Annotated in this window: 11 protein-coding genes; 1 reads left to right on the top strand and 10 read right to left on the bottom strand. The window is 40.1% G+C overall.

Annotation, left to right across the window (positions count from 1 at the left end; genetic code table 11):
* Window positions 1-13: 13 nt before the first annotated feature.
* The 6 genes from R50345_RS14455 to R50345_RS14430 form a co-directional block, all read right to left on the bottom strand.
* Window positions 14-1,354 (bottom strand): ABC transporter substrate-binding protein, encoded by a 1,341-nt coding sequence (locus tag R50345_RS14455; RefSeq protein WP_331281368.1) that lies wholly within the window; start codon window positions 1,352-1,354, stop codon window positions 14-16.
* Window positions 1,355-1,389: 35 nt separating this feature from the next.
* Entirely contained in the window at window positions 1,390-2,550 is a 1,161-nt protein-coding gene (locus tag R50345_RS14450; RefSeq protein ID WP_042127618.1) for an efflux RND transporter periplasmic adaptor subunit, read from the bottom strand.
* A 20-nt stretch (window positions 2,551-2,570) separates the two neighbouring features.
* Window positions 2,571-3,404: a carbohydrate ABC transporter permease gene (locus tag R50345_RS14445; RefSeq protein ID WP_197069808.1), complete on the bottom strand. Its 834-nt coding sequence runs from the start codon at window positions 3,402-3,404 to the stop codon at window positions 2,571-2,573.
* A gap of 58 nt (window positions 3,405-3,462) precedes the next feature.
* Window positions 3,463-4,329: a carbohydrate ABC transporter permease gene (locus tag R50345_RS14440; RefSeq protein ID WP_042132177.1), complete on the bottom strand. Its 867-nt coding sequence runs from the start codon at window positions 4,327-4,329 to the stop codon at window positions 3,463-3,465.
* A gap of 204 nt (window positions 4,330-4,533) precedes the next feature.
* Window positions 4,534-6,009, bottom strand: coding sequence for a DUF4179 domain-containing protein (locus R50345_RS14435; protein ID WP_042127613.1), 1,476 nt, complete (start codon window positions 6,007-6,009; stop codon window positions 4,534-4,536).
* A gap of 20 nt (window positions 6,010-6,029) precedes the next feature.
* Window positions 6,030-6,524: an RNA polymerase sigma factor gene (locus R50345_RS14430; protein WP_042132176.1), complete on the bottom strand. Its 495-nt coding sequence runs from the start codon at window positions 6,522-6,524 to the stop codon at window positions 6,030-6,032.
* Window positions 6,525-6,708: 184 nt separating this feature from the next.
* Here R50345_RS14430 and R50345_RS14425 point away from each other — a divergent pair, with 184 nt between their 5' ends.
* Window positions 6,709-7,464, top strand: coding sequence for a DeoR/GlpR family DNA-binding transcription regulator (locus tag R50345_RS14425; RefSeq protein ID WP_042127611.1), 756 nt, complete (start codon window positions 6,709-6,711; stop codon window positions 7,462-7,464).
* A 51-nt stretch (window positions 7,465-7,515) separates the two neighbouring features.
* On the opposite strand, the gene R50345_RS14420 is transcribed toward R50345_RS14425, so the two are convergent.
* The 4 genes from R50345_RS14420 to R50345_RS14405 form a co-directional block, all read right to left on the bottom strand.
* Window positions 7,516-8,322, bottom strand: coding sequence for an alpha/beta fold hydrolase (locus R50345_RS14420; RefSeq protein WP_042127609.1), 807 nt, complete (start codon window positions 8,320-8,322; stop codon window positions 7,516-7,518).
* 13 nt (window positions 8,323-8,335) lie between these two features.
* Window positions 8,336-9,409 carry a Gfo/Idh/MocA family protein gene (locus tag R50345_RS14415; protein WP_042127608.1) on the bottom strand — a complete coding sequence of 358 codons (1,074 nt, stop codon included), beginning with the start codon at window positions 9,407-9,409 and terminating at the stop codon, window positions 8,336-8,338.
* Window positions 9,410-9,426: 17 nt separating this feature from the next.
* Window positions 9,427-10,242, bottom strand: coding sequence for a sugar phosphate isomerase/epimerase family protein (locus R50345_RS14410; protein WP_042127606.1), 816 nt, complete (start codon window positions 10,240-10,242; stop codon window positions 9,427-9,429).
* A 139-nt stretch (window positions 10,243-10,381) separates the two neighbouring features.
* Complete coding sequence (locus R50345_RS14405; protein WP_042127604.1) at window positions 10,382-12,766, bottom strand: polyprenyl synthetase family protein; 2,385 nt, start codon at window positions 12,764-12,766, stop codon at window positions 10,382-10,384.
* Between the last annotated feature and the right edge of the window lie 104 nt (window positions 12,767-12,870).

Raw genomic sequence — 12,870 nt, 5'->3', positions numbered from 1 at the left:
TGTTTTAATACATCTATTCGTTTAGAACGATTGTTACTCGATTCTGGATCAACTTTGCAACAGCTTCCGCAGATTTTTGTCCACTGAAGAATGATAAGGACTCCTCTCCAATAATAGAAAGCACTTTAGTATTCAGTTCCGCATATTGATCTACTGTATGAATGATTTCTTTAAACTTAGTAAATTCTTCATCAGAAACCTTAGCCGCTTTTCCGGTTGGTAGCTTATATGCTCCACTTTTCACCTTTTCCTGAATATCGTTTAAATTCTTATCGTTCACGGATTGGAGCAGAGAGAATCCTTCTCTATCTTGCAATGACTGTGCTTCTTCAGATAACAAGAAGGTCATAAACTTAAAAGCTTCTTCCTTCACCGGAGTATTGGCTTGTATGGCGAGCGAAGATGAAGGAATGATTCTCATACCACCAGTCTGACCTGCATGTGGCTTTTGAAGGTACACCGGATTTTCAAAGTAAGAATATGGACCATCGATAAAGTCTGTTGGTGACCATATAACGATGGAGTTAAATAGCTGATTACCTATCTCCGCTGGCTCCGCAGTCAAAACTTGTTCTTTATACATTTTCTTGACTTGTTCCAACAGCTCCACAAAATCAGGCGAGTCGAACTTCGCTTGTTTCGCTTCACTATCAACAAACAAATTATAATTATCAATAGCCATTTCTTGGAGTGTCATTTCCGCTGGGTAATCCGTTAAGGCATACAGTTTGTTTTTACCGTCCTTCCCAGCCTGTTGTATAATTTCCTTCGATAGCTCTCCAAACTCTTTCCAATTCCACTTCTTATCGTCAATCTTCACATTAGAGTTCTTAATCATATTCCCGTCACCTATGAACGCTCTAAAAGCGAACCCGGTAGGAATGAAATATAGGCCGTCGTTTACCTTCATTGCGTCCAAAACATTCATTTCTAAATCACTCTTATTTACCGTTTTATCGTGTTCAAATATATCATTCATGTTCACAAGCAACTTTTTATTCACATAATCATTGATTGAAAAGGCGCTTACATCAAAAATATCTGCACCTTTTCCAGAGAGTAGGGCTGTATTCGTTGTTTTTTTATATTCTACATAACCATTCTCCCCCCACTCATTTCCCACTTCTTTATATGCCTTAATTTGTAAGTCGATATCCGGGTATTTCGTTTCAAACTTTTTCTCCAGCGCCGTATAGAATGCACTCGATTCTGCTAGAGATAGAGTCAAGATTGTCTTCCCCTCTTCAGTTGTCGTCTCCCCCTTACCTTCCACTTTCTCATTACCTCCGGAATTACATGCCGTTGTCATTATCAACGCACCCATTAATAGCACAAAAATAGACCTTTTGATCATTTAATTTCCTCCTATTTTCTCGTTTATATGATTTCTTATTGCAGTCGAACTCGATTCCCGTCTTCAAGAGGTTCACTACTTTCCAGAATAATTGAATCCTCCTCATAGAGAATATCTGATTGAATCATCGTTTCTTTCTCGTTTTTTTCACTGGAGTGAATACGAACTTTTTGAGCGACAAAGACATTGCCTAATGCCCCCCGCTGCTCATCAACTTTATAGACAAACAAACCTTCACGATCCTCATGAATAGCTTCATTGGATAGGAGTAGTCCCTCTTGGAGTGAATGTTTTTCGATTTTGATCCGAGCCTGTTCACCTCCTTTAAGTTCTGGATCAACGACTTTTATTCTCAAATTCTTTTGAGGAATGGTTTGAGTTTTCCCGGACTCATTACTAGAGGGGCTATCAGTACGTGACTCTGAATTCACAACTTCTTCAATTAAGCCGCTTAGGGTCCGGGTTTCTTGTCCATGATTCATATCAACCTCAACCTCTATCTTTTCTCCAGCAGAAATCCCTAAATTGGACAAATGCACGGAATCCATAACAATATCCAATCTGTAACCCCGACTACTGTTGGATACAATTACATCCGGTTCTCCCATTGAAATTAATCCTTCGACGGCACTTAATTTTGAAATCAATCCATCGAACGGAGAGAGTAGTTGTTTCTCAGTTGTTAGACGATTTTTAAGTCCGCTAATCTTATTTTCCTGGGCTAAGATATCTAATTTACCTTTTTCGATATCACGTCTTGCATTTCTGATTTTGAATTCATCCTCCTCCAGCGCGGATTGGATGAACTGATCTTGCCTATTTTGTTGATCAATTTTCTGCTTTTCTAAATTTGTTATTTCATCTTTCAATTCTTGCTCAGCAGTTTTGCTCTCATAGATAATAAGCTTTTGTCCCTTTTTTACACGTTGTCCTTCTTTCACTAGAATTTGTTCGACCTTTAGTCCGGAAGTATTCGAAAGTTTAACTTCAGCAAGTGGCTGCAAGACCCCACTACCTTCAATCCTAAATAAAAGATTTCCCTTTGTTGGTTTTTCGGTTCTAACTTTCGGCAAGGTCAAAGATTGTATCGTGTTACTGAACAATGTAAAAAACAACAATAATCCCATAAAAGCCATGAAGACGACTTGAATATTTCGTTTACGTCTACGATCAGCCGACTCTATACCTAACTCCATATCCCGTCATTCTCCTCCAATCAACCTTTGATACCAGACAATTGAACGCCTTCAATAAAATACGATTCCGCATACAGAAACAGCATCACCATCGGAGCCATGTAAAGTATGGATGCAGCAAAAGCAATTCCTCTCTCGCCTTCATTGATCCTCGATAAAAAGACTGACAATGGCTGCTTAAACGGATCATCTAGAAAAATAAGCGGCTGCTCCACCATATTCCAATAATCAACGAACAATAATATGACGAGTGCTGCCAGACCAGGTTTAATCATCGGAAGTATAATCTTGTAGAAAATCAAAAAATGTCCAGCACCATCCATTTTGCTTGCTTCGATATACGCATATGGTATATCTAGCATGAACTGTCTGAGCATAAACACACCAAAAGCTGCGAAAATTCCAGGCAATATAATTGCATATGAACTATTTAATATTCCGAGCTTATCCGCCATAATATAGTTCGGTACTAGCGTCACTTGGAAAGGCATAAGTATCGTTAGGACATAAATAAGAAACAAAGGATCTCGTCCCCGGAATTTCAGCTTCGAGAAAGCATAGGCAGCGAGTGCTGCTACCAATGTTTGTCCTGCAATGATGGGCACAACCATGAATACTGAGTTCCAAAACATCGTCAGATATTTAGGGTTGTCTAGAAGAACCTTAGTATACTGGTCCAAGGACACTTGATCCGGCAGCAATTTTAAATTTACAAAAGGATCTTCTCTCCCTTCAATCACCTCATTCATTATCCCGATAGGTCCATAATTGATCTCAATTTCTTTCTCTGTCATAAGCGAATTTGTGAATGTGATCACAATCGGGAATAATAACAAGACTGCAATAACAGCCATGAAGAGTGTTAATGCCCCTTTTCGCAACACTTTGACAACTGGCACAACCTTTTCACCCCTATTCCATGAATTGTCTATGCCTCCGTTCAAATGTAAACAATCCCAACACAATCAATAAAATACAACCAAACATTAAGGTCGCCGCGGCAGTCAGCTTCTGAACATCGAGCGACATGAACATATTGTTCATATAATGCTGCAGCATGTAGATACTGTCATGCGGATACTCGCCTGCGATCAAGTACGTTTCTCGAAACACTTTGAATGAATTAATGATCGACATGATGACCACAAAAAACATCGAAGAGGTTAGATATACAAGTGTAATACTGCGAAACTGCCGTAATCGACCAGCACCTTCAATTTGAGCCGTTTCATAATAATCCTTTGGAATTTGCTGCAATCCCGCCAAGAATAAAATCACGTTATAACCGATGTTCTTCCATAAATAAACAACAATGATTACATTTCTAGCTGCATCCGTCTTCATCCAATCCACACGATCGATACCGAAGTTGTTCAGCCAGGCGTTAAGCGAGCCATTCCAATCGAAGAGCATCTGCCAGATCAGAATGATGGAGGCGACAGGTACGACAAGCGGCAACACGTATCCAGTCCTCAGCCAATTCCGAAGATATGTATTTTTATTCAATAACATCGCTAATCCTAACGAGAGCACAAGCATTAGTGGAACACTTATCAGGCTAAAATAAAATGTATTAGATGCTGCTTTACGGAAAGAATCGCTATCTAGCAGCTCTCGGTAATTATCAAACCCTACAAAGTGGCCCTCTATCGTGCTGTCCATAAAAGAATAGAATACTCCCATAACAAACGGTATAAGGTAAAACATCGCGAATCCGATACCGCTTGGTGCCAGGAACATTATTGCCGCTGAGCCATCCTTTCGGAGCCATTTCTTCATAATTGGATTTATCATTCTTTCAGTAACCTCCTTCATGTACTTAGAATAAGTAAAACTTTTTAAAAAGAAGTACGGTATATATTAAGTATTTCTTAAATTTCAAAGAATGAAGATGTGGGGTCACAGAAAAACCGTTGATAGAATTATCAACGGCTAAAAGAGTTAATATAAAATTCAATCTTTTGTTTAATCATTCATTGCTTTCTAATTCTTCGAGTACAACTCCACAGCCTGCGTATCCATAATTGGATTTGTATATTTCTCTAACGTTATCGTTAATGGCTGAGGATAGTTCTTCGCTTCCGCACCAAAATTATATCCAAACTCGTTCACGGCTGACCCATCCTTAGAAGTCGTATAGCTGCTGAAGCTGCTTGTGGAAGTTGCTCTATTATGTACCTTCCCTTTTGCGTCAGTAAAAGTCTCAGCAAGTCTAGTAGAGCCTTCTAAATATTGAGCATTCTCAAGATTACGTCTTAGGAGGATTTCTCCTTCCTCTACATTATTCTCTTGTTTTGGCGTGACTAACTCGAGTCCACTTCCCGGCGCTTCTATAAGCTGATACTTGTTAAGATCGACGACAATTTTCATCTGATCCTTTTCAACGGCCGAAATTCCGAATGCTTTCAACGAGACGCTGTCTGGCTTGCTCTTTACAATCTTTTCACTGTTTCTGAACACTAACGTTGCCTTGGAATTATCCGAGTAGACTTCAGAGTTATCAGCAGTGATAAGTGTGGGATAATAATACTTCTCCTCGACACCTTCATATTTACTGATCAAAACTGGGTTAATTAATTGGAAAATTTGTTTATCATTGTTCTCGTCATACGCAAGATCGACATAGGTGCTTAGCGGAGTATATTGGACCTCGGTTACTTTAATCTTTTGTCCATCTATGGTCAGTGTTCCGTCTGTATCCAGCATACGTTCCTGTGCTTTGAGCATGTCAGGATCAAGCTCGAAAGCAACATCTAGGCTTGTTCGGTACTTATTGCTGCTGGATAGGAGCGCTTTATCTGAAGTTTCAGTAAGAATAATATTATAGTTTACTTTCTTTGGATATTGAATCGTTGGCGAAAGATTGGTGGAGTATATAAAATCCATAGACTGCCCGGGTTGAATTCGGCTCTCGCTAGCTAGCATACTTAATGATGCGCCTTTGTGAAGAGGCGACTCCTTTATTCCTTCAAATTGAAGCTCAAAATCCGCGTGTATAACTACTTCGTCCGTATTGTTCTGAACACTGTATAAAACATAAACCTTCCGTCCATCTGTAACGGCACCTGTCACATCTATCAGGTATCCCTTGTTTTCCGCACTTTGACCGACCGGCACAACAAGATTCTGCTCAAGGGCACTGGCTAATGCAGGCTCTAACCTTGAGAACGAGCGATATGCTTTGAAATTATCCGTATTTTTAATGCTGACTGATTGTACAGAAGATTGTGTTATTCCTTTATTCGGTAACCCTATCGTATTGTATGTAACCATTAACGCAACCGCTGCAGCTGCTACTACGCCCATACCGGTAGTATAGATACGTCGCTTTTCCTGGTTCTTCCCCTCTACAATTCCTCTTTTCATAGCGTTGTAGATTTTCATTTCTTGCATTGTTTCAACGTTCTGTTGAACCTCATCGATGTTCTTGCGTAGAATACGTTCTTCTTGATCTGTCATTCCATTCACCTCCAATATCGCTATAGATAACTTCGAAGCTGTTTAAGCCCTTCGCGCAACCAAGTCTTAATAGTACCTTCTGGTCTTTTTAGAACTTTTGCAATTTCGATAGTGGTCATATCATGGTAGTATTTAAGCGTTACGACATGCCGATACCTAGGCTTTATCCGATTCATCGCGCGCTCCAGATCAATTCGATCGTTGCTCTTCATTTCCCGCGCCGCTTCCTCCACCATTTTTTCCGTAGGTACCACACGTTTTTTGCGCCTTAACTCATCCATGCAGCAATTAATCGTTATTCGAATCAGCCAGGGTGTGAAGGACTGTTCGTCCTTTAGTTTTTTACGTTTCATCCATGCCCTGCATGACGCTTCTTGGATCACTTCCAGCGTATCTGCTTCTGTTCTCAGATAACTGTAGGCAATGGCGTACATTTTTCGATGCTCCACATACAAACGACTAAAAAAAGCTTCTTCATCCATCTGCGCAAAATCTACCATTCTTACCTCATCCATTGTATTTTCCACCTTCTACCACCCCCTCTGTCTTCGATCAGGAAAATGCATCCATCTCATATACCTATAAGTAAGACGGAGTTGAACGTAAAATCGATTGATTTTTTTCAAATTCATTTCATATGTTGTAAAATAGTAACGTTAAGTACATCCTTTAGAGCATTTTGTGAAAAGAGGTGGATCGGTGCTAAAAGCTGACAGACAGGCGTACATCCTAAAAAAAGTTGAGACCGAAGGCCGTGTTGTTGTTCAAGAATTAACACAGGAATTAAATGTAACCGAAGATACCATTCGAAAAGACTTACAAAGCCTATCGAAGCTGGGGCTTCTCAAACGTATCCATGGCGGAGCCCATAGTCTTATCAGTGACATGAAAGATTTCAATTCTCGCGTAGAATTTAATAGTCAGACCAAAGCTGACCTAGCTAAACGCGCTTGCACACTTATTGAGAATGCAAAAGTTATCTTTATTGACGGCGGCAAGACAAATTTAAAAGTGGCTGAGAACATCCCTGAGCATTTTGATGGAAGAATTATTACTAATTCTCCCGCTATCGCGTTATCACTATGCCGATTGTCTAAAGCTAGTATAACCTTGTTGGGTGGCGACCTTGATAAAAAGAACCAAGTGTTATTCGGAGCTTCAACGCTTAGAGCAATACAACAAATCCATTTGGATCTAACTATCCTTGGTGTATCCACACTGGATTCAAAGGTCGGCATAACTGTTCCCTCTTATGAAGAATCCATAATTAAGAATCAGCTTTTTGAGCAATCTTCCATGGTTATTGCCATAGCTACCAAAGAGAAGCTGGAGAAAATATCTACTTTTTTTGTAGCCAAGGTATCTGCGTTAGACTATTTAATCACTGAAAATACTGTAGACAATAAGATTATTAATAGGTATAACAAACTTGGTGTTAACGTGGTTACAGTATAGATCATTTCTTTTAATGTACAAAAAAAGATGAACACCGCCTGAAGCTTGTGCTCATCTTTCGTTTAAAAAGTTCTCGATAGCCTTATAGGAATCATGATTATGTTGTTTACTATTAATCGTTTTGGGAGTTATCTCAATGAAATGGGTGTTTGGGATATAATCAGAAAGCAATCGTCCATAGGCGTATGGATGAATGGGGTCATGTTGACTAGCAAGGATCAATGTGGGCATCTTTAAGTTTTTCCAAGCCTCACGATCATCATTAGGACAATCCTGGGGCAGCTTCACAAACTTCATCGAGGTTTCTTTTACATAAGGATATTTAAACTGCCCTAAGAGAGACTCTCCCGCATATGACGATACTGAATTTATGGATGTATAGTCCTCTGAATTTTCGTATCTATTTTGGGCGGTCAGGGGATCTGTATCCTGCAGTACATCATGAATTTTAGCAAAAGCTTCACGAACCCATTTCTCTTGCGGTTTATCCTCCCATGCTGGACGAGACACAATAAGCTTACTAACGCTAGCCGGATACCTCAATGCCAAATGAAGAGAAACCCCAGCACCTGTTGAAATCCCTCCAATATTAAATGATTTAATATGAAGGTGTTCCGTTAAAGCTATCACATCCTCGGCGAATTGTTTAAAAGAAAAATCATCCGCATGGCCAAACGACACCGTCTTTCCATGACCTCGAAAATCTAGTGAGATCCTTCTTATGTGATCAGATTGCTTCATTACACCGAAGGTTTGATTGACGTCTCCGCCCAGACCATGAAGGAATACAAAAGGCTCTCCATCCCCTTCATCATCTTCATAATAAAAACGAATATGATCATAGGTAAAGTAAGGCATATTTTCCCCTCCTTTATAAATGACCCGAAACGTCTCTTAGGTAAATTGTATTTCCAGTCTTAACCGATTCTTCTACAGCGAGCATCGCTCTCATGGTAGCCATCCCATCTTCAATCGTTGCACCTACACCTGTATTGTTGTGCAGTACAGAATCTGCGAAACCCTCAATCTGTAATCTATAAACATGTCCATCGGCTCCAAGTGGTCTGTGGTAGCTGTTGTCACTAGCTTTGAAAATTTCTACATCGCTTGATTTTAATGTCCAAGGGTTGTAAGTCTTCCCTACTACCGTTCCGAATTCACCGTATATCTGGAATCCTTCATGCCAATCCATTCGAACCGCAATGGTCAGATCCAATTGGGCTACAAAGCCGTTTTCGAACTCCGCAGTAATAAACCAGCAATAGGCACCGAACTTTTGCGTATTCCACGCCTTAACACTTACAATATTTCCTCCCAGAAATCTTGCAGTATCGAGCAAATGACTTCCATGACCTAACATATAATAGCGTTCCTTATTCGCTTTTGGATCTCCAGCAGGTCTCTTTATATTTTTTCCGGATATAATTACTGGTTGAACATTCTCGGTGACGGTATATCGATAAGTCGAATCACAATACCAAGCTTTTAGACCTATAATCTCTCCCATTTCCTGATCCACGAACTCTTTGGCTGCTATTATACCAGGGTCATATCTCTTCATATTTCCCACCTGCACTTTAAGATCGGTACGATCCACAAGCTCTTGTAGTTCTTCCACTTCTTCGATAGTTACACCTATAGGCTTTTCTACCAATACATGTTTACCCGCACGCACGGCTTGTTTTGCAGCTTCCACGTGAAATTGATCCGCAATGCCGATAACTACAGCATCAACATTCGGGTCTGACAGCATTTGATCATACTCCGTATACACTTTATCAGGTTCATAGATCGCATTCATTCTTTGGAGCAAGAATTCATCCACATCACAGATCGCATAAAGGTTAGCATTTCGTGATCTTCTAATCGAATCAAAGTGTGCCGCCTGAGAGATTTGACCGCAGCCCAACACCCCGATGTTTAATAATTTACTTTCCTTGACCATATTCTTGTCCTCCTAATCTATTTCAGGTAATTTATAGCATACGTTACATCAGCTTCAACTAATCCATGCATAATAATAGGACCGTCATAATTTTTACATAATTCATTTAGGTATTGCTTTAAAGGCAAATTCCCTTTACCCACAGGTTGAAAAATAATCTTCTCTTCGGTTACAAAAGCATCCTTGCAATGTGCAATGGCAATGTAATCTTTCAACGCAGTTAGTGTTTTTGTGATTTTTCCAATAAGGTCTTTATGATCCTGCGGGGTCACAAGATTTGCTGCATCGTACAGAGCCTTAAGGTGAGGGGAATCCATCTCTCTCAGTAATCTTAAAGCATCCTCTGCCGTACTTACCACATTCGCTTGTTCAGGTTCAAATACTAAAGTCACTTGATTTGCTTCTGCAATTTCCAGCATCCATGCCAGACTATGCTGCAATAGTGACCATGCCCTATCTGTATGATTGTCAGGATGAGGACTCCAAAAATCTTCTTGATTCAAACTACCCGTAGAAATAGAAACATAAGGGACAGCTAATGCAGCAGCAGCCTTAACTACATTCTCAAAACAAAGCTGATTCTCAACTATCTTTTTCTCATTTAGCTCCAGCGTATTAAATGTCCCTGAGATCACAGCAATGTTAACCCCGCTGTTTATCGTTGCTTCTTTGATTTGATCGATGATATTCTGACTTATTTCTATAGGTAAGCTCGCCAATCCCACATTAACAAAATTGAATTGAACAGCACTCATACCATGCGCTTTGATTTTGTGTAAAGCGATCTCCATTTCATATTCTAAATATACTTTCGAGAAAATCCCTAGCTTCACAACAAACACCTCCTTATCTATTTTCAATCATACGTTTAAATTCAATTACAAACAATAAATTTCAATTAATAATTGAAAGGATAACTATTAGATCCATATAAAAAAAGTGCTGGCAATCCTGCCAACACTTCATAAACAATTATCGATTTCGATTAATCATATAATTCAATAAATGCTTTAGAAAAGCAATATTACGGGGTATTTTTCTTAACGCCTCCATGGCGAGACAGTAGTGCTCCCACATCTCTTTTCGCGCATCGTCTGCACCAAGGATAGCTACAAACGTTGAATTGTTATTCTCCACATCCTGACCAATGGGTTTACCTAGTAAATGATGATCCCCTTCCAAATCGAGCAAATCATCTTTAATCTGAAAGGCAATTCCTGCATGGTAGGCAAATTTTTTCAAAGCCAGAATTTCTGACTCGTTAACCTTAGCGAGAATAGCTGGCATTACTAGCGAAGCTTCAAATGCAATCCCCGTCTTGTAAAAACAAATCATATTTAATTGCTCTAACGTCAACGCCTTACCCTTAGAGTTCAAATCCATCGCCTGACCCATACAGGTATCTTCTGCCTTTTGGGCTGAATATTGCATTAAGGCAAGCACAGCTTTTGCATCAAAGGAATGAAGTGACGCTTGTTCCTCGATTGACTTCTGAATCAGAAACAGTCCGGTTAGTTCCGCCGTGGCGCTATTATAAACTTCGTGCAGAGTCGCACGGCCTCTCCGGGTTGAGGCATTATCCTGCGAGGGAAGATCATCGAAGATTAGAGAAGCAGTATGCATATACTCCAACGATCTCAGAAGCGGTACAATGTCCGTTTCATCTAGACCATATTCGTTAACACCCATAACCCATGTTAATATAGGCCTTATCCGCTTTCCGTCCCCTTCAAGGCTATAATTAGCTGCATCTATCAGCATCTCTTTCATGACTGGCGTCTCGGCTGGCTTGGCTATCAGCAATTGTTTGTTGATTTGATCGCGGACCTTTTGAATCGTATCTCGAAATTCCGCTTTTTCCCTTTTGCTGTTTTTCAGATTCAAAAGCAACTGATCCCGAAGCAGCTTATCGAAAAAATCCACATCATCCGCTTTCTGCACCATCTGCTGCACAACATGATTAAATTCCGGTTGTCCGGAAGCAAAAATCTCCATGATCTCATTATATTTTTCAATCCCCACACGTGCTTTACAACGCTTGAGTCCATTGATGGCTCGATCTAATATCACCTCACTGGTTTTAGGATCGGAGCGATACACGGTGTGTATTAAATGGGAAATGACCGTCCAGTATAATTCAAAAGGGTTGATCAGATCGGTACGCTGACCACGGTATTGCAAATAATAGGTATAAGGCGTTACAGCGCCCGCTTCCATATCGTCAAACATATCCGCAAAATCATCAGCTAACTGATTGTATAGTCCATAGAAGAAGGTACGTTGATCAAATCCGTCATCCGTGGGAGCACTAATTACGGATCGGACTATTAAACGGGAAGATGAGGATTTTAAAATAATGGGTATAAAAAGCTCTTCATTACTGTATTCCATGTTAGATAGATCCTTCATTCGATCTAACTCCTGGGAATGAAAAAACACAAAGGACTGCTCGAAAAATGCATCCTGCATGTCTTCCCGCTGATACCTCTTAATATACTCAAAAGCCTCCTTAAGCTCCGAATGTACAAATCGAATGAACGGCATGTTCTCCCCGGACCATTCTCCGATCTCCGGCACAACTCTATCAAGGATCGCAGTACGTATCATATGAGAGTACTGTTCTTTCTCTTGTTCGGTTAAGACGCTAGAATCAAGGAGATCGTCAATGAATGGATAAGTAAGTCCATATGAATAACCAAGCCTAATCGCTTCATCAATTCTTTTGCTACGATCCACTGGCGTTACTTCATCGTCCATCTCTTCCATCACATGGAGAATCACCCCAATAATGATCTTGATCAATTTACGCTGCGCTTGTTCGGGATTCATTTCCTTCGGAAGATGGTCTGACACCTGTTTAAGTTTGTCTATCACCCAAATCGTGGCGGTTTCAACGCCTTCCTTCTGAGCCCAACGATAAATCCCAGTGAAACTCATAAAATCCGACTGATCTTCCGCCTTTGTCGAGCCTGGATGAATCATCTGATTTCTAATGTCAGCAACCATACGTTTAATTCTAATCTGTGTATTAGGTGAATCCAACGCTTGCCCCAGATCTCTCATATAAAGATAGGAAACGCTTCGATCCAAATAATCATCCAATTTTCCGGTTTGATTCAGCCATCCTAGATATCTATGATAATCCTGAGAATCAGGTTTCCTTCTCCCTCTCGATAAAAAGGACAACCATGAACGGCGATGAATGTGATTCTTCTTCCACAACCGAAAATCTTCAGTTAAGGTAGACACGTAAGTTTTTTCTTTGAACTGTTCCCGAAGAGCTGCAAAATACTGAGCCGCTTTCTGCTCAGCGATCGGATATCCTGTATCGTCGCTATCTGTAAATTTTTCATTCATAGGTGATGACCTCAACTTCTCTTTTTGTTAACATGACCCATTAGGAAAGAACAGAATTTCTTCCTGAATGAAATGTTCATCAGTTAATACGGTCAAAACGCTTT

The organism is Paenibacillus sp. FSL R5-0345, from assembly GCF_000758585.1.
Taxonomy (GTDB): domain Bacteria; phylum Bacillota; class Bacilli; order Paenibacillales; family Paenibacillaceae; genus Paenibacillus_AQ.
This window is presented reverse-complemented; position numbering and strand designations above follow the sequence as displayed.